The following is a 26,176-nucleotide window of genomic DNA, read 5'->3' as shown; positions in this document are numbered from 1 at the left end:
TTACATAACTAATTGATATTGTGATGATTTCTTTGAAATAGTAATATTGTAGATGTATTCGCGATACATGTAGACGATGTAAGATAACTTATAATAAAAATCATGGTGGGAGGCTAACCATGGACGTACTAAATGATATCGTCGGACAAGTTAATTCTATTGTATGGGGCCCAGTTATGCTGGTCCTTATTCTGGGAGTTGGTTTTGCCCTGCAGGTTGGGCTAAAGTTTATGCCCATTTTGAAACTGGCAACTGGTTTCCGCCTGCTTTGGAACGGACGCGAAGGCGAGGGTAATGGTCACATTAGCCCCTTCAATGCGCTTATGACGTCCCTCTCCGCAACAATTGGTACCGGTAACATCGCAGGTGTGGCAACAGCCGTATTCCTGGGTGGACCTGGTGCATTGTTCTGGATGTGGATGACTGCCCTTGTTGGCATGGCGACTAAATATGCCGAGGCTGTTTGTGCGGTTAAATACCGCGAGCAGGACAAGTCCGGCCACTTTGTTGGCGGCCCGATGTACTACATCAAAAATGGACTCAGCTCCAAGTGGTACTGGCTGGCACCAACATTTGCATTGTTTGGTGCTGTTGCTGCGTTTGGTATCGGCAATGGTGTGCAGGCCAATGGTGTTGCTCACGTCATCAAAGAAAATTTTGATGTGCCTGTTGAAGCAACCGCAATCGTTCTCATGGTTTTGACGGCAGCCGTTATTCTGGGAGGAATCTCACGCATTGGTGCTGTCGCTGGTAAGCTGGTTCCGTTTATGGCCGTTGCATACATTGCAGCCGGTCTTTTGGTTCTGCTCATCAACATCGATTCAATCGGTAGTGCAGTGCAAGCGGTGTTCTCACAAGCGTTTACCCCATCTGCCGCTGAAGGCGGGTTTGCTGGGGCTGCTGTTTGGGCTGCCATTCGCTTTGGTGTTGCTCGCGGCGTCTTCTCTAACGAAGCTGGCCTTGGGTCTGCCCCAATCGCTCATGCGGCGGCAGAAACAAACAGCCCGGTTAATCAGGGTCTGATTGCGATGCTGGGTACATTCATCGATACAATTATCGTATGTAGTATCACTGGTCTTGCTATTGTCTCTTCCGGAGTATGGACTTCCGGCCAATCCGGCGCAGCTTTGACATCACTCGCTTTTGAAACTGCTTTGCCAGGATTTGGTGGGTATATCATCGCGATTACTTTGTCGATCTTCGCATTCACAACCATCCTTGGTTGGAGTTTTTACGGTGAGAAATGTGTCGGGTTCTTCTTCGGCAGTAAGTCTCTTATACCCTACCGGGTCTTGTGGATCATCGCGATTTACTTCGGCGCTACAGCTGATCTGGGCTTCATCTGGTTGCTCGCTGATACGTTGAACGCCATGATGGCGATACCAAACTTGATCGCCTTGGCACTCCTCAGTCCGGTGGTTATCAAACTGACCAAAGATTTCTTCTCATCAGATGATGAACCAGAAGAAGAAGTAGAAAAACTCCCGGCTGAATAGACCGGAGAACAAGAAATAGGCCCGGCATGTTGCTGGGCCTTAAACTGAATCAAAAGTGCCCGCTTTTTGCGGGCACTTTTGATTCAATAGGGGTTGTGCTGCAAAGTTTAGTCGGTTTCCAACTTTGATCGTTTCGTTTGCAACAGGCACGCTCTGAATTTACGGTTTGGTGAGTTGATCAGTTTCAAAGGCACCCATTACCCTAAAGACGTGATTTTGCATGCGGTGTTGTAGTTCATCACGCGACCCTCAACCGCTGGGTTACCAAGTTTTATTTGCAACACAACCCGTCAAAAGTTATCGGCAAACCCCTTAGAGTATCATTTCGCCCCTTGCCGGAGCAGACCCCACTAAGTCCGTCTTAACCATCGGAATACTTCCCAACGCAACCGTTCCCCGCACACACAGAGATGAAAACGTACGGGGATGAACCGCTGAGGGGATGCCGTTACTGGGTCCTTGGGCCTATTGGCTCTGGACTTACAATAACGAACGCCCCAACAGGGTAATCGGTGGGATCACGCCTGCCACCAAACTGAAAATGGCGGCATAAATCTACGCCAAAACTCCGTCGCAAATGGGAAGTTACCTTAGGGTTTCATTGTCATCGCTTCCATCTGGATGGTCTCGCAGCAACGGATATCTGTCGATGAGAGACCGACTTCTACGGTGAATTCTCCTTGTTCAACGCGCCAGAGGCGGTTTGCGGTGTCAAAGAAGGCGAAATCCCTTTCACTCAGAGTCAGCTCAATACACTGGCTTTCACCTGCATCAAGGCTGACCTTTTTAAAGGCTTTCAGTTCGCGCATTGGGCGCTCAACAGAGGCTTGCACATCACCAACATAAAGCTGGATAACTGTAGACCCGGCTCTTTTGCCGGTATTTGTCAGTGTCACAGAGGCGGTCGCCTTGGTTCCGTTTGAAACAACGCTCATATCCGAGAGATCGAAGTCGGTGTAGGAAAGACCAAAGCCGAACGGGAACAGCGGCTTGATCCCTGTTTTGAGATAATGGCGATAGCCGATGAAGACGCCTTCCTCATAGAGCACTTTCCCATCTTTGCCGGGATAAACTTCATCGCCTTTACCACCTGTTGGATTACCCACCCATGTGGCTGGGAAGGTCTGGGAGAGGCGCCCGCCGGGCTCTGTATCACCAAATAAAACGTCAGTAATTGCGTTGCCGCATTCCTGGCCAGGATACCAGGCCTGTAGGATAGCCGGAGCATCCTTGACCCATGGCATTTCAATCGGACCGCCGGTCTGTAGCACCACGATTGTGCGTGGATTGGCTTTCAAGACAGCGCTCACCAGCTCATTTTGCCGACCGGGCAGGGTAATATCTTGAAGATCAGAGCCTTCTGTGTCCCATTCGCCGGAACGGCCAACAAAAACCAAAGCCGTTTCGGCTTCGCTGGCTGCTTGAACGGCATCCAGAATATCCTTGTCGCTCAAACCAATACCAATCCCGGCACGGAAGGCGGCATAAAGCAGTTTGGCATTCTCATTCGTGACAAATTCGAGCCGGATCGCATAGCTCAGTCCGGCGACAAGTGCTTTTTCACCAACTACAGGATCACAGCCTTCTTCGAAGAAGGTATGGCCAATCTCCCAATCGGTATGGGCATCAACAACCAGTTCATCATCGACGAAGAGTTTGAGATAACCGGCGGAATTAACGCCGAATTGATGCAACCCGGACTTTTCAGCTTTAAATGTGCCGGACATGCGCACGCTAAAACGGTTCGGATCGGTTACATGGCCTTCAGCGATCGGTAAACCCCATACCACTTCCGCAGAGGAGAAGACGTCGGTATGAACCGGATCACCGGCAAAATCCTGATTGTTGAAATAGTCCGCCTTGATATCGCAGGTCCAGAGCGGCTCGAAGCGGTGATTGGTGCAACCCTGCGCATAAATCAGCTGCTCTTCACCCAAACGGGAGGCAAGACCATCCCATGGCGATACGCGGTAATGCGGCGTGATCTGGGACGAGCCGCCGCCCATAATTTGCGCAATCTTGGCATTTGGCCCGATCACTGCAACCTTGCCATTGGTTTCTTTGAGCGGAAGTATGGCACCTTCATTTTTCAGCAGCACGGCACCAGCACTACCGGCTTTGCGGATAAGGGCACGGTGCTCGGGCGCGTCCACCGATAATTCCTGTTTGGGACGGGTAGAGTTTAAGGCACCTGTCTTGTCTAACAGACGCAACATGGTGAGCGCGCGCTTGCGCACCACCTCACGGGAAACCTCCCCAGCTTCAACTGCGGTCACCAGTTTGTCGCCGCGATCCCGCGTTGGACCGGGCATTTCAAGGTCAAGGCCTGCATTGACTGTCTCAGCGGTTGAGTGCGAGCCGTACCAGTCCGACATCACGATGCCTTGATAGCCCCAATCACCCCGCAGCACATCTTCCAACAGCCAGTCATGTTCGGAGGTAAAGGTGCCATTGAGCCGATTGTAGGAGGTCATAATACCCCAAGTATCTGCGAGTTTGACCGCGTCCTCAAAGGGGCGCAAGTAAACTTCTCGCAGGCTCCGCTCATCAACTTCCGAACTCATGGTCGTGCGTTCGATTTCGCTTTCATTGCCGGCAAAATGCTTGATGGTTGCGGAAATGCCCTTGTCCTGCAGTCCCTTGATATAGGCGCATGCAAGCTTAGCGGTTAGTTCGGCATCTTCTGAGTGGCATTCGAAATTGCGGCCGTTGGTCACCGAGCGATGAATATTGACAGTAGGGGCTAGAAGCACGTGAGCTCCTTTGGTCATCACCTCGTCGGCCAGTGCTGCGCCGATTTCCTCGGCTAGATCTACATCCCACGAAGCGCCTATTGAGATCCCCACTGGGAAGCTGGCAGCAGGGGCTCCTTCTAACAGGCCACCGGACCCTTTCGCGCCCCTTGCTCCATTCGGGCCATCCGTCACCCGCAATGAGCCGATATCAAGCCGTTCAATAGCGTTGAGTGACCACAAATCCTGACCAGACAGCAGAGAAACCTGCTCTTCCAAAGTGAGCTGGTCGACGAGTTCTTTGAGATGGTTGTCCGCCATGTGGCGTTCCTTTTAATAAATTATTGGAAAGGGGTGGTCTCCCACCCTGATATTTTTTGGATGCAGGTCGCCGAATAGGGATCTCGTACCGTAATGCTTGCTTTGGCCTTCGGGTCATTCGGCGTGAAGGTGATGGTTGCGGGTTCATTGGGCAGCAGCAGAATGGCGTTGTCCGAAAAATGACCCGAGACGACATCGCCCGGCAGGGACATGGCAAAGGAGTAATGTCCGTGCTCGTCAGAAGCGGGCCATTGACCGGACAACTTAAGAGCACTGACATGAGCTGGAAATGTCACAGCCTCTGTTCCGTATCCTTCGCAAAGAAGGAGGATCTTTTGGGATCGATACCGATCCTGATCACATCGCCTTTGTTGACAATGGCTTGACCATCCATACGGAAGCGCAGCGGACTGCCGGCAAAACTGGTCCAGACGAGGGTGTCTGACCCCATGGGTTCAACCAGTGCAGCCGTCACTTCGGCTTGGATGGGCATACCCTCCAGTTCATGACCCGTTGCTACATGTTCAGGCCGCACTCCGAAGACCGCCGCTCCGTCTTTTTGATCGGCAAAGTCATAGCGTGTTGTGTCCAGTTTCTGCCCATTGACGGTGAAATGCCCGTTCTCCAGTTCACCATCAAAGAAATTCATCGATGGTGAACCAATGAAATCAGCAACGAACTTGTTGCTCGGTTTGTTGTAAATTTCATGGGGGCTGGATAGCTGTTGAATGACACCGTCTTTCATGACGGCGATGCGGTCAGCCAGTGTCATCGCCTCCACCTGATCATGGGTCACATAGATCATGGTGTTTTGCAATTTCAGATGGAGCCGTTTGATCTCGACGCGCAAATCAGCGCGCAGTTTAGCATCAAGGTTGGACAACGGTTCATCAAACAAGCAGACATCCGCATCGCGGACCAGAGCCCGGCCAATGGCCACACGCTGGCGCTGACCACCGGAAAGGGCGCTCGGTTTTCTTTTGAGGTATGGTTCAATTTGCAGCACCTTGGCGGCGCGGTCCACTCTCTCTTTTATCTCTTCCTTCTTCATTCCCTGGTTTTTCAGGCTGAAGGTAAGGTTGCCCTCCACCGTCATTTGCGGATAGAGGGCGTAGTTCTGAAACACCATGCCGATGCCGCGCTCGGATGGCTCTTCCCAGGTGACATTGCGATTATTGATGAAGATCTGGCCAGCGGTGATATCGAGCAGCCCTGCGATACAATTGAGTAAGGTGGACTTACCACAGCCGGATGCTCCCAGAAGAACCAGAAACTCGCCTTTGTGAATATCCAGATCGAGGGTTTTCAGCACGGAGACTGAGTCGAACTGAAGGTCTAGATTACGTACAGAAACTGAATACATGACTTATCCTTTCACCGCACCGGAGGCGATGCCACGGACAAACAATTTGCCGGAAACAAGATAGATGGTGAGAGGAACAAGGCCAGTCAGCAGCGTCGCTGCCATATTGACGTTATACTCCTTCACCCCTTGGACGGAGTTGACGATATTGTTGAGCTGCACCGTCATGGGGTAGATATCCGGCTTGGTGTAGATGACACCGAAGAGGAAGTCGTTCCAGATACCAGTCACCTGCATGATCACGGCGACCACAAAGATGGGCAGGGACATGGGCATCATGACCCGGAAATAGATTCCCCAAAATCCAGCCCCATCAATGCGAGCGGCCTTGAACAATTCCTCAGGGATACCAGAAAAGTAATTGCGGAACAGAAGGGTCAGGATCGGCATACCGAAGATGGTATGGACCAGTACGAGACCGGCAAGAGAGCTCATCAAACCCATTTCGCGCAGAAGGATAACCAATGGATAGATCATGATCTGATAGGGGATAAAAGCTCCCAAAATCAGGATGGAGAAGAACATTTCCGATCCCTTGAACTTCCAGTTGGCCAGCGCATAACCATTGACAGAGGCGATTGTGATGGAAAGCACGACCGACGGTATCAGGATCTGGACTGAGTTCCAGAAACCGCGGGACAAACCATCACAATTGATGCCGGTGCACGCCTCCGACCAAGCCTTGACCCAAGGCTCGAAAGTGATTTCCATCGGTGGGGCGAAGATATTGCCCATACGTATTTCCGGCATACCCTTGAGCGACGTCATGACCATGACCCAGAGCGGTAAAAGATAATAAATCGCCACAACAATCAAAGTGCCATAAAGCATGATATTGCGCGGTGTCATGACCTTTGTCGGCTTAGGCCCGGAGGGGCCGTCTTCCAGACCGAGATGCAAGCTTGTATCAGCCACGTTTTTTACCTCTGAATTCGAGATAGGCCCAAGGGATGAGGATGATGGCAACGGTCACCAACATCATGGTAGAGGCTGCGAAGCCTTGGCCAAGATTTTGCGACATAAACATACGGTCATAGACATATTTTGCGGGCACTTCGGATGCGATGCCGGGGCCCCCCGATGTCTGGGCGACCACAAGGTCATAGACCTTAACAATGCCTGCTGCGACCAACACGAGGGCCGTTACGAAAACGGGGCGCAACATGGGGATGATGATAAAGACATAAGTTTTCCAGGCCGGGATGCCATCTACGCGGGAGGCTCTCCAGATATCTTCGTCAATGCCCCTGAGACCTGCCAGCATGATCACCATAATCAGGCCCGTACCTTGCCAAAGGCCGGCAATCAGCACCCCATAAATCACGATATCGCGATTGTTTAGTGGATCAAAGGCGAAGCTTTCCCAGCCCATGGACTGGACAATATGCTGAACACCAAAATCAGGATTAAGTATCCATTGCCAGACGAGACCAGTAACAATGAAGCTCAACGCATAGGGGTAGAGAAAGATGGACCGGAAGGCCCCTTCAAAACGGATCTTGCGATCCAGCATTGCAGCCAAGACAAAGCTGATCACGAAGGTGAAGATGAGCGAACCAATGCCGTAAATTGCCAGATTCTCGATGGAAACCAGCCAGCGTCTGGTACTCCACAGGCGTTCATATTGGTCAAAACCAACGAAATTCAGTCGCGGTAACAGACGGGTGTCGGTGAAGGAGTAGACAATGGTCCAGATGGTGCAGCCAACGAAAATAACAAGGGCCGTCAGGATCATAGGGATCGAGGCTATCTTGGCGCTCATATTTTTGAACAGGCGATTGGGTGCACGAGCTGACTCTGCCGACGCGGCAGACTGAGCTTGAGGGATAGACATGGAAGTCTCCAGCAGATAGGCGACGAAGGTGATGTTCCCAGGAAAGGGAACCCGGCCTAGTGGCCGGACCCCGGATTCATTTGCAGCAACAATCAGTCTGCGCGGGCGATGATATCCGCATAGCCTTTTTGTGCTTCTTTAGCCGTGTAGGACGGATCGGACCAGAACTCGGTCAACAGATCCTGCAATTCCTGACTGGTGTCGGTAGACAAGACCATGTCACCCGATGGCAGGGTTTTGCCTGCAGCCAGAATTTCAAGGCCCTTCTTCATGCAGTCATTGACTGTACCAAGGTCAACATCACCGCGCACGGGGAGGGAGCCTTTTTTCAAGTTGAAGGATACCTGAGTCTCTTTGCTGAGGAGCAACTTGGCCAGTTCTTTCTGGACCTTAGTGACTTCTGGATCTTTGTTGACCGGGAAGTAAAAAGCATCGCCATTGGTATCAAGGATTTCATTTAGCCCAAGGCCTGGCAGACAGGTATAGTCTTCACCAGCGGTTTGTCCGGCAATCTGGAACTCACCTTGCACCCAGTCACCAAGGATCTGCGCACCGGCTTTACCGGTAATGACTAAATTAGTTGCAGAGTTCCAGTCTTGGACCTTAGAGTCCTTGGACAGGTCACGAGCAACTGCGGCAGCCTCAAAAACCTTTGTCATTTCAGGGCCGGCAGCAGCCTCGGCATCCTTCTCAATATTGATCTTTTTCCAAAGATCGATGCCACCAATCCCAATAGTCAGAACATTAAAAGCACCATTTTGTTGCCACGCTTGCTGGCCCATGGCGAGAGGGATTTTGCCTGCGGCAATCAATTCTGGGGAAGCAGCAACAAACTCGTTCCAATCTTTTGGCACCGCAACGCCAGCATCTTTAAAGGCTTTGTTGCTAAGCCACATCCACTGCCAAGAATGGATATTCACGGGCGCACAATAGATCTTGCCCTCATAAGTACAGGCGTCCAGCAGTGAGGGAGGATAGACAGCTTCTTTCCAGCCTTCCGCGTCAGCGATATCTGACAAATCCATCATCAACCCGGCCTGAATTAGTTCCTCGGCCTGGCGACCATGATTAAGCATAGTGGCCCCCATCGGATCACCGCCCAAGATACGACTAACAATGATGGGCAGCGCTGTTTTGCCGGATCCGGCAATCGCGCCGTCGACCCATTTGTTGCCGGTTGCATCAAATGAATTTGCAAGTTCAGCAACAGCAGCGGCTTCCCCAGCAGAGGTCCACCAATGTGTAACTTCCAGGTCACCGGCCTGAGCGAATGTGCAGCTTACAGCCACAAGCGCGGTAACGCTCAGGAGCTTGGTTGCGATGGATGCCAATGTACTATCCTCCCATTGAATAGGTCATTTTGAAAAACTATAACGTTATAGTCACAAAACTGTAACGTTATAGTTTTTTAGATGCAATGCGTATAAGTTGACAAAATTGTTGGAATATTGCTTTTAGAGGGCGTGTTTCTGTAACCGGTGAAGCTTGACTATTTCGCGACGGAATGTGCTTGGAAACTGAACTCTCACGCCGCATAATTCAGTGTTTTGGCAAAAGAGAGGAAGCTTATAACTAGGTCTCGGCTGATAAATGAATTTGAAAAAAACAACCAGTGCAGAATCAAAAAAGCCGACGTTGAGGACCATTTCTCAAATCAGCGGGCTGGCGGTTGCGACCGTATCAAGGGCACTGAAGGATGCGCCGGATTTGCGCAAGGACACCAAACTGATGGTGCGTCGCATAGCGGATGAAATCGGTTATGTCCCCAACCGGGCAGGTCTTGGTTTGAGGACAGGCAAGACGAATGTTGTCAGTCTGGCCCTGTCATCCGAAAATGATATTATAATGCATACCAGCCGGCTCATATCTTCCATTGCGGGAGGACTGCGTGGCACACCTTATCATCTCACCATCACTCCCTTTTTCCCCGATCAGGATCCGATTGTACCGATCCGCGACATCGTGGAGACCGGTTCCGCTGATGCGGTCATATTCCACCAGACGCAGATCAACGATCCCCGCGTGAAATATCTACTAGAGAGGAAATTCCCTTTTGCCACGCACGGGCGGACACATGAGGGGTTGAAACATCCTTATTTCGATTACGATAATAATGCGTTTGCTCGCATTGCTGTGCGCAAACTGGCCCGGAAAGGCTGCCGTAGTATCGTACTTATCGCCCCGGAACATAGGCAGGCCTATTCTCAGGATATGTGTGAGGGCGCTTTGAATGAGGCGAAGGCGCTCGGTATCGATTTACTGGTAGAAGACCTGGTCAACGCCGATATGAGTAGCCAGCATATCCGACAGGCCGTGGTCGAGCGACTGAAGATGAACCCTGACATTGACGGTTATATTGGAGCAAATGCCCTGACAGCCATGTCAACCGTTGCTGCAGTTGAGAGTCTGGGGCGTACATTGGGACAGGATATTCAGCTAGCGACAAAGGACGCTATGGACTTCCTGTCTCTGTTCAGAAAGGAGATTATTATTCTTTCTGAAGATATAGCCCGGGCCGGCACCTTTTTGTCCGATGCCGTTTTGCAAGCCATAGATTCCCCGGACTTACCACCCAAACAGGGGCTGGAAGTCCCTGAAGATGACGGCCAGTGAACAACACTGTCAGAGGCTATGTTGCAAACTTGATGTCAGAAAACCTTGCTGCATAAATCCGTTTCTGGCGTGTATGTAGGCTGCTTATTTTTTAGATAAGTTGCTTTTTCATGCCCTACAAACATAATCCTGCTCGGCGGGAGATATTTACAAAAGCCGAGTATCGTCTCCCCAACCGACCAGAGTATAACGAAAGTCTTCGCCAGCGCGGAGATGTGGCCGTCCAAATCGGCGGTCCTCCGCCGGGACGCTGAGACTGACCCGACATCACGTGACGCGCATATCTCTGCAATTCAAAAGTACGGCAGAATGGCCTAGCAGAAACACACCGGTTACGGGCAGCGGGCGCGAGGTGAAACCCTGATGGGTCGTTTAAAGCGAGTGATCGAGAACAAGCTGAACTCAAGAAAGTTTAAAACCAGAGGATATAAGCGCAAAGTGGCGTTGCTGTTCCAAACAAAATAACCTCCCTCGGACAGCCCCCGTTCGAAAGGGTTGGTGGACACCTGAATTTAGGGATTTGGGCAAGTTGCAATTTAAATTCGAGTTGTCCACCAACCCGAACTATCTCCAGAGATATGTAACTGGACTCAAATTATCAAAGGATTGAAACAAAATGCAGACGGTTAAGTTACAGTAAACTGTTCCGTTCGTAAGGTAGAACAACACTCTCCTCTCCTCAATCCAGAGAGTTTATTCAATGTGCGTTTCAATAGATCAGTTAAAAATTACGATAGGATAAATAACATGTTTGTATTCGTAATATGACTAATGCAACATCGTAATTAACTCAAGTAACAATACAGAGTTTGAAGAGATTGTTCTCGAAATTCCAATGTGATATGGTCAAAAATAAGTTCGTGTTTTTAGTATTTGAGTAATTGAGCCAATATTTTGACAGCTATTACTTTGCACTTCTAAAAAGGCGAAGCTTTATTATGGAAAAAGGGACAACAGCAAAACTTGCCGAAATTCCTAGTGCAACAGCACTTGCTCCCAAAATTAGCACAGTTGGTCAACAACAGGGGGAAGCGAGAGTCACGCCGCGATCTGCCAACTCAAAGGGCAAAGCCTCCAAAAAAGCTGCAGCCATTTTTACCCTACCAGTTGATAACACCGAACAGGTGGTCAAACCTGTTCGCATTGGTTTCTTCAGGCTTCATGGATTAAGACCACAACAACTAAGGCGGCGAATATTAGCACTGTCCTTCGCACTCCTAGTTGTTATTCCAGGGCTCTTAGGGTCAACCTATTTCCTTTTTATAGCGTCAGATCGTTATTCATCCACAATTGGATTTTCCGTCCGGGGAATGGATGGCAGCTCTGCGGGCGGTGATTTTTTAGGTGCCTTAACAGGCCTCGCGAGCGTTGGCACAACGACAACAGATTCCTTCATTCTGATGAACTATCTGGAAGGCAGAGAAGTCGTTGAGCGGCTGTCTAATGATGTGGGAATAGTAAAACATTTTAGCGAGGGTTCGATCGATTTTATCTATCGTCTGGATCCGACAATCTCGATCGAAGAATTTGTAGATTATTGGCAAACTATGATCACCACAAGTTTCGACAATACGTCCAGTATAATAGAAGTTGAGGTACAAGCCTTTACTCCCGAAATGACAGAGCACATCGCAACTCAAGTCCTGTCATATGGTGCTGAACTTGTGAATACACTTTCTCAGAACGCACGAAAAGATGCAGTCAAATTTGCGGAGGAAGAAGTCCTCCGTGCAGAATTACGTTTGAAGATGGTGCGAAGACGAATGAGTGATTTCAGGAGTGCTGAAAGTTCAATCGATCCTACAAAAAATGCAGAAGTTCAAATTGAATTGATAGGTGGTCTGGAAAAGCAACTCCTGGAAACCAGGTCCCGCCTTGCAACATTGGTGGGTATTATCAATGAAAGCTCACCAACTATTCGCCAATTACGTAAGCGAGAGGCGGTTCTCATTGATCAGATTATCTACAAACGCAATGAGATAAGTGGCAAGACAAGCGCCCGCCGAGAACTCTCGCAAACTGCCCGTGGGAGTGACAGACTGTCCTCTCTCTCAAGCCTATTAGCCAATTACGAAGAGCTGGTTGTAGAGCAAGACTTTGCTCAACAAGCCTACACAACCGCTCTTGCAGGACTTGAACGCTCCAGAGCGGAAGCAGATCGCCAGCAGCGATATCTCGCTGTATTCAAGCCCCCATCCAAGCCCCAGGAGGCAATTTATCCGCGCCGTCTGATTAATTCTATCCTTCTATTTCTGGGATTACTTGCCTTGTGGGCTCTTGGTACTGTGATGACATATTCCATTCGCGACCACCTCAAATAGATGGATTGCCATGGACGGAGCATTTACAACTCAAACACGCGTTATCGGCGCTCTGGTTTTGAGAGAGACCAGAACAGCGTTTGGTAGCGCCCAACTCGGTTACTTATGGGCGGTCGTCAATCCGGCCTTGAGCACGCTTGTGCTGGTTTTAATATTCTCAGCAATTGGCAGGGTTCCGGCTTTTGGGACGAGCTTTGCTTTGTTTTTCGCCACCGGAATATTGCCATTTCAAACCTACTCAAAGCTCTCAAGTGGGTTAATGACCGCGATTAATTCAAGCAGAGGGCTATTAAGCTATCCGTTGGTCAAAGAGACTGACATACTTTTGTCAAAATACATTCTAATCACCTTAACTTACGTCATGATCATATTTGTGTTCTTCACCCTTATTATCGTGGGTGATGACGCATCACTTCCGGTAAGAATAGAACAAAGTACGGCGGCTTTTCTAACACTCTCCTTGTTGGGCCTCGGTGCAGGGACAACAAATGCAGTCCTCTTTCGATTGTGGCCAACCTGGAGACAAGTTGAATCGATCGTGAGCCGCCCCCTCTTTTTTCTCTCCGGAATTTTTTATGTACCAAGTGATTTCCCGACGCATATTGTGAAAATACTTTCCTGGAATCCGGTTATTCATGGAATTGAATGGTTCAGGGAGGGGTATTATGGGAATTATCATAGCATCCTCCTTGATAAGCCCTACTTCTTTACCTGCACAATTACCTTGTTGTTGGTCGGTTTTTTTGGAGAACGCCTCTATCGAAAGAAGTCCTTCTGATGATTGAGTTTCAGAATGTACGAAAAACCTACCGCTTAAAAGGCGTGACGAAAACAATTCTGAATGGGCTTACTGTAAAATTTCCGAAAGGAAAAAACATTGGAATTCTCGGCCATAACGGATCAGGGAAGTCTACTCTCATGCGCCTTATTGCTGGAGCAGAACTACCTGATAGTGGCCGCATAAAACGGAAGGTGAAAGTCTCATGGCCTTTGGGGTTCGGAGGCGGCTTTGCCGGTCAGATGACCGGTATCGAGAACGTCCGTTTTGTGGCTCGAATGTACGGCGAGGATACAGAGCAGATGATCGAGTTTGTTGAGGAGTTTTCAGAACTTGGCCCTTCTATGGCCCTGCCTATTCAAACGTACTCAAGTGGTATGAAAGCGCGACTTGCTTTTGGCGTGAGCATGGCGATCAACTTCAAATGCTATCTTATCGATGAGATCACAGCTGTTGGCGATGCTCGCTTCAAGCGCAAATGTGACGAAGTTTTTGAAACGAAACTCAAATCCGCGAATATCATTATGATTTCGCATTCCGAAGGCACCATCAAAAAGTTTTGCGATACTGCATACCTTCTCAACCATGGCGACCTGATCAGATTTGACTCTATCGATGAAGCTCTTGCTCAGCATCGGGAAAACCAACTTAAGTAGTATTCAGCTTTGGGCACAATGGCAGGTCAATCGATCTTAATCTTGCAATCTCATCCCTCTGGGTTTTGCAAAGTCTTGGTAAAAGCATTTGAAAGCCATGGCGTTGCCTGCACCATCATCAATTTTTCGCTGAGCGACTGGTATTTTCGCGTCGGGACTGGTGCCCAGAATTACTGGGCGTCATTGAAAAACTGGCGCCGCAAACTGGAGCAACTGATTGATGAAAATGGCATAACAGACATCCTCTATTATGCTGACCGCCGTCCGTATCATCGTATTGCGCACAGCGTTGCGATGGAGCGAAACATCAACGCCTATGCCTGTGAATTTGGATATATGCGCCCAGACTGGATCACACTGGAACGCGGCGGGATGGGCGTATTCTCACATTTCCCGAATGATCTGAAAATTATTAAATCTGCTGCTTTAAACCTACCGCAGCTTGAACCCTCACAACACTTTCCCCATGCGTTTTTGCAAGAAGCAACTAATGAGATTATTTGCAATCTCATCCCTGTGTTCTTCCCCTACCTCTTTCCGTTATATCAGCGGGATCGGTATTATCACCCGTTTCGCGATTACTTCAGCTACATCCCCCGTTTGATGCGGCAGAAACGTCTGGGACGTGAAGCGGAAAAGATCGTGGAAACTCTTGCAAAGGGCTGGGTGGGATATTTCGTTGTTCCCTTGCAAATGCAGGGTGATTACCAGATCCGGCATCACTCACATTACGGCAACCTTTCCACCTTCGTGCGCGAGGTTATTGGTTCCTTTGTCGCCAATGCACCAACGGGTGACAAGTTGGTTTTCAAAAGGCACCCGTTTGACAACAATGTCGAAAACTGGCCACAAATCATAGGAACGATAGCCGCTGAGTTTAAGTGTGCTGATAGAACCATCGTGATTGATGGCGGGGACCTGTCGAGCTTGCTGAAACATTCGCGCGGATGTGTTCTGGTCAACAGCACTGTGGGCATGGAAGCTCTGAAAAATGGTATTCCAGTGAAGGCTCTGGGCTGTGCTATCTATGATATTGCCGGGTTGACTGACCAGCGTCCTTTAGACGACTTTTGGCAAGAGCCTCTGCAGCCGGACGCTGATCTCTTCCAGGATCTGGAAAAGCTCATGGGGCATACTATTCAGGTGCAAGGTAGCTTTTTCAATCCTGAAGGCCGCGAGCTGGCCGCTCAGGAGTTCGTGAACCGTATGACACAAGGCACAGTCAATGGGCATGGCGCATTTGTTGGGACTCCGCCCCGTTTGGCTCAGGCAAAAGCGGCAGGCGTTCCTATTCCCTCCGATTGTTACTGGAGCGATAAATGACTTCAGCAAACAATCGCTGCATTCTGCTGCTGCAAGGGCCTCTTTCCAAATACTATTCGCGGACTGCCCATCATCTTGAACGATTGGGGGCTCGGACGCTCAAGGTGCATTTTTGTGGGAGTGATGTTCATGACTGGGAACATGGGAGTGCCATTTACTTCTCCGAAAAGCCTGAGAACTGGGCGCTCTTTCTTGAAACGCTGATTGTTTCTCATGGTGTGACGGATATTTTGCTGCACGGCGATCGCAGGGAGTACCACAAGGTAGCGATCGGCGTAGCAAAAGCGTTTGACGTGACTATCATCGCCACTGAACTTGGGTATCTGCGGCCTGATTGGATGACGGTGGAGTATGGTGGATGCTCCGCGCTCTCGCATTTTCCGCAGAGCAGGCAAGAGTTGATGGCGTTGGAAATCCCAACAGCGAGCGATGAAGCTTCAGTCCTCTATCACGGAAGTTACGCCCAGATTGTTCTGCAAGAACTAGGCTTTACGGTGTTCAACAAGGTCCATGCACATTCATTCCCGCATTACAAAAACCACCGGACGGAGCCTCGCACTCAGGTTTATGCAGGGTGGCTGACCGCCCGCTTGCTTGCCAAACGTCGGAAGCGTGAGGCTGCAAAGATTTGGGAGCAGTTGAAACACAGCGGAGCATCCTACTACCTGTTTGCTTTGCAGTTGAACGGCGACTTCCAGATCCGCGATCACTCTCCCTTCGCCAGCATTTATGAGGCTATCGAGAAGGTCATTGCCTCCTTTGCGACGAATGCACCGGCAGGTACGCTGCTGCTGTTCAAAAGCCATCCGCTCGAGTACCGATTTAAGGATCTGATGCGTGCCATTAGTCAGGCAAGCCGCAAACACGGTGTCGAAGAGTGCACCAAACTCATCCATGGCCAGTCTATCAAAGAGCTGGCAGAACCATCTCTGGGTATGCTGACCATCAACAGTTCTGCCGGGATTGAAGCACTGGAGCACGGCGTTCCGACCTGCTGCGTCCTGCCAACTATTTACGATATCGAAGGATTGACACATCAAGGCGATTGGGAGGATTTTTGGAAAACAGCGATAACTCCTGACCCGATTGTCTTCCGCAAATTTATTAAGGCGCTGAAGGCAACCATTCAGGTGCGTGGGACGCTTTACAATACGGAGGGGCTGGAGGCTGCTGCCAAAGGTACAGCGGAGAAGATCCTCTCCAGCGCCTATGATGTGCAGCGCCAAAACCGATTAGAGCCTCCGCGCATGGAAAAGGCGCGGAAAATGGGTGTGACTTACGACTATTTTATGTGATTTTGGGAGAAATCGTGCGGATCTGTCTCGTCTCCAATGCCAGCGTCTACACGGATGCTGTTTTACACTCGCTCCTTGCTTATCCGGAGTTTGAGATTGCAGCGCTGGTGAAGTGCACAGCTGTAACAGGCACGGCTAATGATTGGCCTGCCTATCGGCGTTTGCTTGCCCGCTCCGGGATTCTTTATGCTGGGTATCTGGGTGCGGTAACAAAACCAAGATACCGTCTGCCTCACCTTCCCAATTGGCGGAGCATGCGGGTTTGGTCTCATAGTCTCAGCCGTCCGGTTTTGCCGACCACCGATGTCAGCGCTCCAGACACATTGAATTTCATCGAGCACAGCCAGCCTGATATAATCCTCACGGCACATCTGGGGCAAATCTTAAGACCTGCATTTTATGAGCGTTTTGCGGGGAAGACCGTCAACATTCATCCGGGAAAGCTGCCGGTGTTTAAAGGGCCGGACCCCGTCTTTCACGGATTGCTGGAGAAGGAGAAATCCTTCTCGGTCAGCCTGCACGAGAGCATTTTGGAAATAGATGCGGGGAAGGTTCTGGCGGAAAAGACCATCTCCCTCAAAAGGCGTAGTTTGTTTCGAACGAACCTTGAGCTCTTCCGGAGCGCAGGCGAGCTAATGGCCTCACATTTTCTTGGCAAAAACGATTGCCAGCCGTTCGCTGACGAACGACCTGCCGCCTATCACAGCTGGCCTACCAATGGTGAGGTTCTCAAATTTCTGGCCCGGGGCAATAGGCTTTAGGATCCTGCTTACACGCACCTAGCAGTCAGAAAACTGCTAGGTATTTTTCGTACTATATCTTAATCGGCCTGCGTTTTTGCAATACCTGCGTCAATCACGGGATCAGAAGAGCCATCTGCTTTTTCGATGGCACGAATGCGTTGACGGGAGAGGGAGAACAGACCCGCACCAACAACAATCATCGCACCGAAAAGAGTGCTCCATACGGGCAGATCGGAGAACACGAGGAAGCCGATTGGAATAGCCCAAACCAGCTGAAGATAGTTGAACGGCTGAATGTCGCTCGCCTGCGCCAGTGAGAGGGCCTTCATGAGCAGGAAGTGCGCTGAGGTCCCGGTTGCGCAAATGCCAAGCAGCAAACCCCACTCAACCTCATCCATGGCCATCATATATTGAGAGCCAATGATGGTGGAGAGCACGGTTCCAACAATCCCGACATAAAGAAACGATGTCAGCGCGCTGTCGTCTCGGCTCGCGAGGCGTGTAAACAATTGGTACAGTGCAAAGCTGAGAGAAGCGCCTAGAGCAACGAAGGCTCCCGGCCCGACAATATTGCCTTCCGGCTGGAGCATAACCATCAGCCCGCCCATGCCCACAAGCATGGCCAGTATGCGACGCCAACCCACAGTCTCACCCAGAAAAACAGCAGCAAGGCCCGTCACGATCAATGGGTGTGCCTGGAATATTGCGGTTACATCGGCAAGACCAAGCATGCTGAACGCAAAGCTGATGAGGGCTATTTCACCAAATAAAAACAAGCCGCGCAGCAACTGCACGCCGGGTCTTTTGGTGCGAAGAACGGAATAAAAGCCCTGCTTGCTGACGAGAGCCCAGCCAACAGCAATAACCAATAGCACCCAGAAGCGCACCATCATGATGAACCAGACAGGGTGATCTGACACAAGCTGTTTGGTAATTGCATCCTGCATAGCAAAAATGAGCGTAGACAGAATTGTGAGCGCGATCCCAATGTTTCGCTTGTTGGTGAACAGAGCCATGCGTTGTCCTAGCTGGCAGCACATTTCCGCTTGCTGATGATAATCAGAAAACTGGAGGTAGGAGAGGTAGTGTGCCGAAAAAATTTCTTCTTAGGAAGCCCGTGGGCTTTACGTATGCACGTATACGCAGACCTGCCGTAGCGCAAACCCAAAACTCATATGCATTACGATTTTAGCATCACAGTTAGTTTAATTCTGTTCAGCCGTCAGACTTCACTCAGGTAAAGCTTGCGCGTTTTCTTCGTGTTTTACGGTTTCATCACACACCTTAACCAACCGGAATACGAGGGTCGTGATGATCGGAAACACAAATGCACTGATGATCACTGCCAGTGCAAAAGCCACTAGAAATGATTTGACCCACAGAGACAGAAAACCTTCAACGAACCCCAAGTTTAGAACCAGCATAGCAAACGACATCAACAAGCTCATGAAAAACGAGATGCTTATGCGTAAAATATGTCCATGAGCCCGGTGAGAAACAGTCATTCTATCTTCTTTATCAATTTATTATTTTGAACTCGAAATACATGACATCAAGACAAGATGTCAAGAATTTCGATAAAGCAGGTAGAAAAAGGGGCCTTGTTGGTTTTATTCGTCGTCGAGAACCACCAGTAATTGCATTGCATTTTCAGTATGATCAGAGATGAATTTCAGCAAAATATTAAAGTGAGTGCGGCTACAGTATCGCAACGGAGCAAAACTCACAGATCCCTCCATTTTCCCGTGTTTGCTTTATCGAGACAGGCTTTATGGATACAAACACCAGCTTATATCGTCCACCAGCGCCCTATCCAAGCAGGGAGGGAGCTGGTGATTTTGATGGAGTCGAAACAAACCTCCTTAGGCATCTTCCAGAAGAACTTTATAAAAGCGATATCGTCGACATCTCAACACCCGACAAACCAAATTTCCTCATTAATGACCCAGAACTTCTCTCTGTAATTTTCGAAGACAAACCCGAAATATTTGTTAAATCAGATGGAATGATTGAGCTGCTTCGTCCACTGCTTGGCGATCACCCGTTAGTCACGAGTAATAACCGGTGTGTAGATCAGCGCGCCATGATCAAACCCATTGGCTCCACCCATACCCAGCAGGTCAATTTTGGGCACATACAAAGCTCTATCAACCACTTTGAAAGTTTCTGCGAAGAAATTCAGAATGAAAATCGCGTTATCGACCTCTCCCATCTTCTCAGACGTTTGAATGCTGATATTGCTTACAGAATGCTCTTCTCGATAGAATTACCGAAGAGTGTGTTTGATGACATCAATACGCATGCGCGAGATTTTGAAACCCGAATTTCCCAATTAATCCGGGAAACAGCAGAAAAAGGTGTAGCGTGGCAGCTGCCAAAAGTACCTCAGCAAGCGGTGTATTCAGCGCAACAACTTCGATATCTCGTGAGTATGCTGATCGACGGAAACATTCAAAGCAATCACTTCTCACATAATAGTTTCTTGCATAAATTCCTCGTCGCTCGGTCTCCGGAAACCAACATTCCATTTACGCGCAAACAACTTGTCGACCACGTCACAACCATATTAAACAGCCAGGAACTGGCAGCTGCGGTTCTAATGTGGGCACTTTTTGTTCTATCTCAGTGTCCTGACTGCCGACAAAAAATCCGCGAGGAAGTTTGCAGAGTTGCTGGACACGGCGACATTCAGTTCGAGCACCTGTCTCGCCTGAGATATACGCGTAATGTATTCCGTGAAGTTTTGCGGTTGTATCCGCCCATTCCTCACCTCACCCGCAAAACGAACAGGGCGATCAAACTAGGAAGGCTGGATCTGCCGGAAGGTGCGCAGATCACCATTTCTCCATGGATCATTCATCGGCATCAACAATACTGGTTTAATCCGGACAGGTTCGATCCCGAGCGCTTTATTAAAAAAGATCACCACATTATTATGAAGAGCTTTCTTCCTTTTGGGCGTGGTCTCAGAATGTGTACGGGGGCAAGTTCAGCTATCCTGCAAGGCACGCTTATTCTGGCAAGGCTGGTGTCTCAATTCGACATTGAAGTTCTCAATCCCGACAAGGTTGAGCCAGAAGGTGTCTTGTTTCTGGAACCGCTAAGGCCTGTCGTCTGCAAGGTCACCCGAATAAAGCACATCTAATTGAATTGGAAATAGTGTCGGCAATGACCTCACCGTGGGAATTCATCAATCCAGTACAATCAAAATAAGTTGAAGTGGGTTTCAGAGGGCTGGGAACCGCCCTATTATCTCCGGATGATTTTGGAGCAGTTTGGTTGTGATGTGAAACAACGAAAACTGCTCTAACCTATTTTGCGCGTGTTTTTAAAACCCGAAAGTACGTTTCGGGAATACGCTTTAAGAGATTGGAGTGCTGCATGACCAAGCAAGCCCTAAAAGCCCATAGTCTTCTCGGAGCGTTTGTTGCAGATGCTGCCGCTCTTGGCCTTCACTGGCTCTATGATGTGGACCGCATTCACCATGTTACGCAAGAGCATGACGGTTCAGCAGCCTTTGTGCCGATTAATCCTGCTTATTTTGAGGGGGTTCCGGCGTATTTTGCCCATGCTAACCGCCAGAATGGCCAATTCACCCAATACGGTGAAAACCTCCACCTTGCGCTTAAAAGCCTGCTTGCCCATGACAAGCAGCTGGACATGGCAGAGTTTCAGAAAGAGTTCACCACTCATTTTGGTGCCGGCGGCACGTACAACGGCTACATTGACCGCCCGACCAGAGGAACACTGGAAAACATCGCCAAGGAAGAATTGACCCCATCCGGCATTGATGATGATCAACTCCCCGCCCTTTCTAAAATCCCGCCGGTTCTCTTTGCCTATGAGCAGAGCGATGACATGCAAGAACAGGTGGAAGCGATCATCCGCTCAACCAACGACAATGCATTGTCTGTCGCCTGTGGTTTTGTGTTTGCAGACCTTCTGGACCGTGTTGTGAGCGGAGAAGAGCTACAAAGCGCCTTGGAAGCTGCAGCAGATGGAGCTCACCCGGATATCAAGGAAAGCTTGAAAGCAGCCTTAACTGAGCGCGATGGGGATGCCGTTGCCTATGGCGAAAAAACGGGCCGCGCCTGTAAGTTGGAAATGGCAATGCCGTTGAGCTTCCATATCCTCAAAAACAGTCATTCTTATCGGGAAGGGATTGAAGCCAACATTCTTGCGGGCGGCGACAGCGCAGGGCGTGCCATTCTCATCGGCTCTGTTTTAGGGGCAATTCATGGCTTGGATGCAGAACCTGGTATTCCGCTTTCATGGATTTTGAAAGTGCAGAACTGCGAGCAAATCTGGCAGGAATGTCGGGCCTTAACAGCTCACTACTAAGCTTCCACAAATCCCCAAGGCGCTTTTACTGTTTACTAGTGCTGCGCCTTGGTTTTACTTGTCGATAGCGATAAATCACCTCAAGGTTGTAGGCGTGTTCTCTTTCTAACCAAAGTGTTCCTCATGACCCGCCGCCCTTATTCCAGTACTCTCAACCGTAGAAATTTCCTAAAAACGTCAGGCGCCTCCGTTCTGCTTGCCAGCTTGTTTGAGATGAACTTGAACAAGCCACAGGCAATGTCGAGCGGCAAAAGCGTTATCGTTATTGGTGCAGGAATTGCAGGCCTGACAGCGGCGCGTGATCTGACAGACAGCGGATATACGGTGCTGGTTCTGGAAGCCAGCAACAAAGTGGGCGGGCGCATACGCACCAACCGCGCACTGGGTGTGCCCGTTGAGGAAGGGGCTGGCTGGATCCATGGACCGGACGGAAATCCGATTATGGATCTGGCACTGCAAACTAACCAGAAAACCTTTGTGACAAAAGACGATAACTTCACCGTTTATGATGTCAAAGGCAAAGGGCTCCCGAATAAAATGATCTCCCAGATGGGAGAGGAACACGAAGAGATGCTGGATCTGATCGGGTCCGGTCTCAGCAAAGACATGCCGCTCTCTGAAGCGCTGGAACATATGGCGCCCCAGATGACACGAGATCCCGTGTTCAAATGGATGACCTCCGCCTACACGGAGTTTGATACCGGAAGTCCAGTCAGTGAACTCTCTGCCATGTACTTCAATCAGGATGACGCTTTTGAAGGCGATGATGTGGTTTTGGTAGACGGCTATGATCGGCTAATGGAGCCGCTGTCACAGGGCGTTCATGTCCTCAAACGAAAGCCCGTTCGCCGAATTGCCTATCATGAGCGCGCCGGGGTATTTGTGGAAACCAACAGAGAGGTCTTCCAAGCGGACTTTGTTGTTGTCACCGTTCCTCTTGGGGTTTTGAAAGCGCAGGATATCGAGTTCATCCCGCCACTGCCGGAAACACATAGGAACGCATTTGAACGCATCGGAATGGGAGACATCACAAAGGTTGCCCTGAAGTTTGACGATCTGCACTGGCCTGAAAAAACACAGTATTTTGGATTGATGACCGAGAACCCGGGTCAGTGGAACTATTTCCTCAATCACAAACCTTTCATTGATGCGAATGTTTTGACCGCGATGAGTTTTGGCAATTATTCCCGTATGATCGAGAGGATGGATCACGACTATATGCTTGAAGATGCGATGAAAGCGGTGCGTACAATGTTTGGTGACAACATGGCCGATCCACGTCACTACATTGCAACGCAGTGGTCGAAAGATCCCTACACCAAAGGCGCTTATTCCTACGCAAAAATCGGCTGTACCCCCAACGACTTCAATCTATTGGCCACACCAATCGGGAAATGCCTCACCTTTGCGGGAGAGCACACAAACTTCCAATACCACGGTACGGTTCACGGCGCTTACCTCAGCGGCAAACAAGCCGCAGAAACAACAAGAAAAACAATCATGTAGGTAGGGTTGTTGCAGAAAACAATTTCAACTCGGAGCTACGCAAATTCGCTAATTTAAGCGATGAAACAGCCCCGAGCGCAGGGCGTCCGAGTGTTGTCATTCTCTTGAGAACTGTGATGCCAATTTTTGCCTCTGTTCTCTGAATTCTATGCAGCGTTATTTGAGTTTATTTCCGATGACCTGCTTAAGTCGGCGCGTCTAGGTTTCACCCTGCGCCAATCATTTGCCGGTTTGCTTGTACCACGCCATACGGCATAGGTTTGAATGGTAAGAATGTCCCGGTCGAGTGTTATTATGCCATATGCTGGGTCGGAACGTTGCAGCAGGACTTCTCAGTGATGTCGTTGAACGGGATCATCGCTTCATCATGAACATTATTCGGCCGACGCTCGGGTTTAAAACTTCCCGCTCCGCCAGTGCAAGACTGGGAGGTGTCGAAGTGTCTCATATGATCCGCAAAGGACAAATCAGCGCAAGGGAACAGTCAGTTTTCCCAGTTATTGCGAGGCTACCAGAGTAACTAAGTTCAGGAAGAGGCAAGTCTCATTCCCCTAAAAACTTTGCGACAGAACCGTTTTTATGACCTAAAATTTTGGTGAGGACGAGTTGGATGCAAAGTCAGACTTATGGCAACATGCCACCAAACGGTGCTCTAACAAATACACGAGTGTCATGTGATTTCGGTGGCCTCTGTTTTTATTTATGATATGTTAATATTGACAGGGTGTTTTTGGGTAAGTTGAACACTCCAAGTTCCAGATAATTATATGGTTGTTGCACGTTTATTTTGCTTTCATTAAAGCCATGAAAGACATTTATAATGATATTTGACCTCCAAGATCTTGAAGATAATGCTTCGTTTGAAACTGATATTTGTATTATCGGCGCTGGAGCAGCCGGTATTGTGATGGCACTGGAGCTTTCGAAAAAATATCGAGAAGTGATCCTTATTGAGGCTGGTGGCTTGAGTTATGAAGATGAAACTCAAGAGCTCTATGATGGTCCGTTGAAGGGGCACACTAATACAGACCTTTCGTATTCACGGTTACGCCAGTTTGGCGGCACGACCGGACATTGGACCGGACAATGCGCACCGCTCGATCCCATTGATTTTGAAGCGCGTGATTGCACGGGCAACACGGGTTGGCCCATAGCTCGTGCAGATCTGGATCCGTTTTACGAACGCAGTCAGTTCTACCTAGAGTTGGGAGAATACAAATACAGCAAACAGGAATGGGACGGGCGCTTAGAGGGTGCAGCACTCAATTTACCTGGAGAGTTGGTACACCATTCTGTTTATCAGCAAAGCCCTCCCACACGTTTTGCAACTACTTATCAAGATGATATCGCTGCATCAAAGAACATACGCTGTATCTTGCACGCCAATGTGACCGACATTCAGCTTGCTGACGGCAACAATGTGGTTGAGAAACTGACGGTTAAAACACTTGGTGGCAAACAGGCAAAGATCGCTGCGTCCCGTTTCGTGCTTGCGTGTGGGGGTATCGAAAACGCCCGCATATTGTTAGCCACAAATAAACAGCGATCAGCTGGTTTGGGAAATGAAAACGACCTTGTAGGTCGTTATTTTATGGACCACCTGAATATCGAAACCAGCAGTTTAATGTTGTCTGATGACCGTCAAAACCTCGATTATTATAGTCAAGCAACAGATTCGACAGATCTGCGTATTGGGTTAAAGGTAAACCCGGCTTTGGTGCGTGAGCGTGGGCTTTTGAACAACACCGCTTTCTTATCGGTGGTTTGGAAAGACAATGCCCGCAATGATGATTTTCGTGATCATGCTTGGTTATCGTTTTCTACACTTGCCAAGACCTTCGCTCAAGGAGAAGTTCCTGAACGTCTTTCTGAGCGGGCATGTAATGTTTTGGAATCCCCAAGTTCAGTATTTGTTGGGATCACTCGTAATATTAAACGCCGGTTGTTTCAGGGAGACCAGATCAGCCATGTGTTGCTGCGTCAGGATGCAGAACAAGCACCTAACCGGGACAGCCGCGTCACACTTACCAATGATCGTGATGCATTAGGTATGCGGCGCGCGGCACTGGACTGGCGTGTGGCTACAAGTGATTTGGAAAGCTTAAACGAGACCCATAAGATCGTCGGACGAGCATTCGGAGCGGCCGGTCTAGGCCGGCTTCAGTTGGGCATCACTGATCCCACGGATTTGTCTGAGGTCTTCACTGGATACCATCACATGGGAACAACCCGGATGCATACCGAGGCTAAACAAGGTGTTGTGGATGAGGACTGCCGCTTGCATTCATTAGCTAACTTGTATGTGGCGGGTAGTTCCGTGTTTCCAACTTGCGGGGCGGCGAACCCAACCCTAACAATTGTCGCTCTCGCAATTCGTCTTTCAGATCACCTCTCACAAACACCAGTGGCTTGAGGAGAACGTATATGATTAATCGTCGCTCTTTGCTTATGTTCTCAGGTGCTCTGATTACAGCACCAGCCCTAGGTTATGGCGGGGCATTATTGGCGTGCCGATCTGTGCCGCGTAACACACCAGCATTCTTTGCCAATAACAGCAAGGCACCGCTGAAGCTCTTTGGGGAAGCAGTGGTTCGCTACGCAAAACGCTATGCAAGCTTTTCGTATATTGAAGATGAGCTGAACGCGAAGCCATTGTTGGTTCGTGCATTGCAAGTAGATTGCCCTACTACACAAGCCCAGCTCGTTGGTGAGCAGTGCCGCCTTGATTTTGCTGAGGGTGACTGTCTGGTGATTGATAACATGGTTGTTAGCCGTACAGAGGCGCTTATTTGTGCAAGTCTGGTATCGTGATCGTCTTATTCTGGGATCTGTCCTAAGATCAGTGAGATAGGCA

The 26,176-nt window shown here is 49.4% G+C and carries 22 protein-coding genes and 1 pseudogene; 14 read left to right on the top strand and 9 right to left on the bottom strand.

What is annotated here, in order from left to right:
• The first annotated feature begins 119 nt into the window (after window positions 1-119).
• Together BLS62_RS02725 and BLS62_RS30405 are read left to right on the top strand one after the other, a co-directional pair.
• Window positions 120-1,496, top strand: a complete 1,377-nt coding sequence (locus tag BLS62_RS02725; RefSeq protein ID WP_093176613.1) for an alanine/glycine:cation symporter family protein — start codon at window positions 120-122, stop codon at window positions 1,494-1,496.
• 174 nt (window positions 1,497-1,670) lie between these two features.
• A pseudogene (locus tag BLS62_RS30405) lies at window positions 1,671-1,768 on the top strand (IS6 family transposase); the annotation flags it as partial.
• A 318-nt stretch (window positions 1,769-2,086) separates the two neighbouring features.
• Here the strand turns inward: BLS62_RS30405 and BLS62_RS02720 are convergent.
• The 6 genes from BLS62_RS02720 to BLS62_RS02700 all read right to left on the bottom strand — a co-directional run bounded on the left by BLS62_RS02720 (window position 2,087) and on the right by BLS62_RS02700 (window position 9,053).
• Entirely contained in the window at window positions 2,087-4,549 is a 2,463-nt protein-coding gene (locus BLS62_RS02720) for a beta-glucosidase (RefSeq protein ID WP_093176611.1), read from the bottom strand.
• Window positions 4,550-4,569: 20 nt separating this feature from the next.
• Window positions 4,570-4,845, bottom strand: a complete 276-nt coding sequence (locus BLS62_RS30665) for a glycoside hydrolase family 2 protein (RefSeq protein WP_143521482.1) — start codon at window positions 4,843-4,845, stop codon at window positions 4,570-4,572.
• Window positions 4,842-5,912 (bottom strand): ABC transporter ATP-binding protein, encoded by a 1,071-nt coding sequence (locus BLS62_RS02715; protein ID WP_093176608.1) that lies wholly within the window; start codon window positions 5,910-5,912, stop codon window positions 4,842-4,844. The genes BLS62_RS30665 and BLS62_RS02715 overlap by 4 nt, the downstream gene beginning before the upstream one ends.
• Window positions 5,913-5,915: 3 nt before the next feature.
• Window positions 5,916-6,761: a carbohydrate ABC transporter permease gene (locus BLS62_RS02710; protein ID WP_093176965.1), complete on the bottom strand. Its 846-nt coding sequence runs from the start codon at window positions 6,759-6,761 to the stop codon at window positions 5,916-5,918.
• Window positions 6,762-6,819: 58 nt separating this feature from the next.
• Window positions 6,820-7,746 carry a carbohydrate ABC transporter permease gene (locus BLS62_RS02705; protein WP_093176605.1) on the bottom strand — a complete coding sequence of 309 codons (927 nt, stop codon included), beginning with the start codon at window positions 7,744-7,746 and terminating at the stop codon, window positions 6,820-6,822.
• A gap of 92 nt (window positions 7,747-7,838) precedes the next feature.
• On the bottom strand, window positions 7,839-9,053 hold the full coding sequence (locus tag BLS62_RS02700) for an ABC transporter substrate-binding protein (RefSeq protein ID WP_244283475.1): 1,215 nt from the start codon (window positions 9,051-9,053) through the stop codon (window positions 7,839-7,841).
• Window positions 9,054-9,336: 283 nt separating this feature from the next.
• On the opposite strand from BLS62_RS02700, the gene BLS62_RS02695 reads away from it, so the two are divergent.
• From BLS62_RS02695 to BLS62_RS02665, 7 genes are all read left to right on the top strand, one after another.
• The gene (locus BLS62_RS02695; protein WP_093176602.1) at window positions 9,337-10,359 is read left to right on the top strand and encodes a LacI family transcriptional regulator; all 1,023 of its coding nucleotides are present in this window, start codon (window positions 9,337-9,339) and stop codon (window positions 10,357-10,359) included.
• Window positions 10,360-11,297: 938 nt separating this feature from the next.
• Window positions 11,298-12,680 (top strand): KpsE/RkpR family capsule polysaccharide export protein, encoded by a 1,383-nt coding sequence (locus BLS62_RS02690; RefSeq protein ID WP_093176599.1) that lies wholly within the window; start codon window positions 11,298-11,300, stop codon window positions 12,678-12,680.
• 10 nt (window positions 12,681-12,690) lie between these two features.
• Complete coding sequence (locus BLS62_RS02685) at window positions 12,691-13,458, top strand: ABC transporter permease (RefSeq protein WP_093176596.1); 768 nt, start codon at window positions 12,691-12,693, stop codon at window positions 13,456-13,458.
• Window positions 13,458-14,114, top strand: a complete 657-nt coding sequence (locus BLS62_RS02680) for an ABC transporter ATP-binding protein (RefSeq protein WP_093176593.1) — start codon at window positions 13,458-13,460, stop codon at window positions 14,112-14,114. The genes BLS62_RS02685 and BLS62_RS02680 overlap by 1 nt, the downstream gene beginning before the upstream one ends.
• Window positions 14,115-14,189: 75 nt before the next feature.
• A complete protein-coding gene (locus BLS62_RS02675) occupies window positions 14,190-15,437 on the top strand; it encodes a capsule biosynthesis protein (RefSeq protein WP_093176959.1) in 1,248 nt (415 codons plus the stop codon).
• A complete protein-coding gene (locus tag BLS62_RS02670) occupies window positions 15,434-16,732 on the top strand; it encodes a capsular biosynthesis protein (RefSeq protein ID WP_093176590.1) in 1,299 nt (432 codons plus the stop codon). Before BLS62_RS02675 ends, BLS62_RS02670 begins: the two co-directional genes overlap by 4 nt.
• A 14-nt stretch (window positions 16,733-16,746) precedes the next feature.
• Window positions 16,747-17,493 carry a formyltransferase family protein gene (locus BLS62_RS02665; protein ID WP_093176956.1) on the top strand — a complete coding sequence of 249 codons (747 nt, stop codon included), beginning with the start codon at window positions 16,747-16,749 and terminating at the stop codon, window positions 17,491-17,493.
• Between the two features lie 59 nt (window positions 17,494-17,552).
• Here the strand turns inward: BLS62_RS02665 and BLS62_RS02660 are convergent, their stop codons facing one another.
• Window positions 17,553-18,491, bottom strand: a complete 939-nt coding sequence (locus BLS62_RS02660) for a DMT family transporter (protein ID WP_093176587.1) — start codon at window positions 18,489-18,491, stop codon at window positions 17,553-17,555.
• A 213-nt stretch (window positions 18,492-18,704) separates the two neighbouring features.
• Window positions 18,705-18,980, bottom strand: a complete 276-nt coding sequence (locus BLS62_RS02655; RefSeq protein WP_093176584.1) for a DUF2798 domain-containing protein — start codon at window positions 18,978-18,980, stop codon at window positions 18,705-18,707.
• A gap of 266 nt (window positions 18,981-19,246) precedes the next feature.
• On the opposite strand from BLS62_RS02655, the gene BLS62_RS02650 reads away from it, so the two are divergent.
• The 3 genes from BLS62_RS02650 to BLS62_RS02640 all read left to right on the top strand — a co-directional run bounded on the left by BLS62_RS02650 (window position 19,247) and on the right by BLS62_RS02640 (window position 23,322).
• A complete protein-coding gene (locus BLS62_RS02650) occupies window positions 19,247-20,620 on the top strand; it encodes a cytochrome P450 (protein ID WP_093176582.1) in 1,374 nt (457 codons plus the stop codon).
• Between the two features lie 236 nt (window positions 20,621-20,856).
• On the top strand, window positions 20,857-21,816 hold the full coding sequence (locus tag BLS62_RS02645; protein WP_093176580.1) for an ADP-ribosylglycohydrolase family protein: 960 nt from the start codon (window positions 20,857-20,859) through the stop codon (window positions 21,814-21,816).
• Between the two features lie 123 nt (window positions 21,817-21,939).
• The gene (locus BLS62_RS02640; protein ID WP_093176953.1) at window positions 21,940-23,322 is read left to right on the top strand and encodes a flavin monoamine oxidase family protein; all 1,383 of its coding nucleotides are present in this window, start codon (window positions 21,940-21,942) and stop codon (window positions 23,320-23,322) included.
• Window positions 23,323-23,614: 292 nt separating this feature from the next.
• Here the strand turns inward: BLS62_RS02640 and BLS62_RS32005 are convergent, their stop codons facing one another.
• Entirely contained in the window at window positions 23,615-23,770 is a 156-nt protein-coding gene (locus BLS62_RS32005; protein ID WP_244283454.1) for a hypothetical protein, read from the bottom strand.
• A 372-nt stretch (window positions 23,771-24,142) separates the two neighbouring features.
• Between BLS62_RS32005 and BLS62_RS02630 the strand changes: the two genes are divergently transcribed.
• A complete protein-coding gene (locus tag BLS62_RS02630) occupies window positions 24,143-25,735 on the top strand; it encodes an FAD-dependent oxidoreductase (protein WP_093176574.1) in 1,593 nt (530 codons plus the stop codon).
• A gap of 11 nt (window positions 25,736-25,746) precedes the next feature.
• A complete protein-coding gene (locus BLS62_RS02625) occupies window positions 25,747-26,133 on the top strand; it encodes a hypothetical protein (RefSeq protein ID WP_093176572.1) in 387 nt (128 codons plus the stop codon).
• The last annotated feature ends 43 nt before the right edge of the window (window positions 26,134-26,176 follow it).

Origin of the sequence: Pseudovibrio sp. Tun.PSC04-5.I4, assembly GCF_900104145.1 — a bacterium.
Taxonomy (GTDB): Bacteria; Pseudomonadota; Alphaproteobacteria; order Rhizobiales; family Stappiaceae; genus Pseudovibrio.
The sequence above is the reverse complement of the archived record's forward strand: the minus strand, read 5'-3'. Positions and strand labels throughout refer to the sequence as shown.

What these genes read in the sequence shown, in the direction of transcription:
- BLS62_RS02725 (WP_093176613.1), top strand. Translation starts at nt 120, where the DNA reads ATGGACGTACTAAATGATATCGTCGGACAAGTTAATTCTATTGTATGG.
- BLS62_RS02720 (WP_093176611.1), bottom strand. Translation starts at nt 4,549, where the DNA reads ATGGCGGACAACCATCTCAAAGAACTCGTCGACCAGCTCACTTTGGAA.
- BLS62_RS02715 (WP_093176608.1), bottom strand. Translation starts at nt 5,912, where the DNA reads ATGTATTCAGTTTCTGTACGTAATCTAGACCTTCAGTTCGACTCAGTC.
- BLS62_RS02710 (WP_093176965.1), bottom strand. Translation starts at nt 6,761, where the DNA reads ATGACACCGCGCAATATCATGCTTTATGGCACTTTGATTGTTGTGGCG.
- BLS62_RS02705 (WP_093176605.1), bottom strand. Translation starts at nt 7,746, where the DNA reads ATGTCTATCCCTCAAGCTCAGTCTGCCGCGTCGGCAGAGTCAGCTCGT.
- BLS62_RS02695 (WP_093176602.1), top strand. Translation starts at nt 9,337, where the DNA reads ATGAATTTGAAAAAAACAACCAGTGCAGAATCAAAAAAGCCGACGTTG.
- BLS62_RS02690 (WP_093176599.1), top strand. Translation starts at nt 11,298, where the DNA reads ATGGAAAAAGGGACAACAGCAAAACTTGCCGAAATTCCTAGTGCAACA.
- BLS62_RS02685 (WP_093176596.1), top strand. Translation starts at nt 12,691, where the DNA reads ATGGACGGAGCATTTACAACTCAAACACGCGTTATCGGCGCTCTGGTT.
- BLS62_RS02680 (WP_093176593.1), top strand. Translation starts at nt 13,458, where the DNA reads ATGATTGAGTTTCAGAATGTACGAAAAACCTACCGCTTAAAAGGCGTG.
- BLS62_RS02670 (WP_093176590.1), top strand. Translation starts at nt 15,434, where the DNA reads ATGACTTCAGCAAACAATCGCTGCATTCTGCTGCTGCAAGGGCCTCTT.
- BLS62_RS02660 (WP_093176587.1), bottom strand. Translation starts at nt 18,491, where the DNA reads ATGGCTCTGTTCACCAACAAGCGAAACATTGGGATCGCGCTCACAATT.
- BLS62_RS02655 (WP_093176584.1), bottom strand. Translation starts at nt 18,980, where the DNA reads ATGACTGTTTCTCACCGGGCTCATGGACATATTTTACGCATAAGCATC.
- BLS62_RS02650 (WP_093176582.1), top strand. Translation starts at nt 19,247, where the DNA reads ATGGATACAAACACCAGCTTATATCGTCCACCAGCGCCCTATCCAAGC.
- BLS62_RS02645 (WP_093176580.1), top strand. Translation starts at nt 20,857, where the DNA reads ATGACCAAGCAAGCCCTAAAAGCCCATAGTCTTCTCGGAGCGTTTGTT.
- BLS62_RS02640 (WP_093176953.1), top strand. Translation starts at nt 21,940, where the DNA reads ATGACCCGCCGCCCTTATTCCAGTACTCTCAACCGTAGAAATTTCCTA.
- BLS62_RS32005 (WP_244283454.1), bottom strand. Translation starts at nt 23,770, where the DNA reads ATGAGACACTTCGACACCTCCCAGTCTTGCACTGGCGGAGCGGGAAGT.
- BLS62_RS02630 (WP_093176574.1), top strand. Translation starts at nt 24,143, where the DNA reads ATGATATTTGACCTCCAAGATCTTGAAGATAATGCTTCGTTTGAAACT.
- BLS62_RS02625 (WP_093176572.1), top strand. Translation starts at nt 25,747, where the DNA reads ATGATTAATCGTCGCTCTTTGCTTATGTTCTCAGGTGCTCTGATTACA.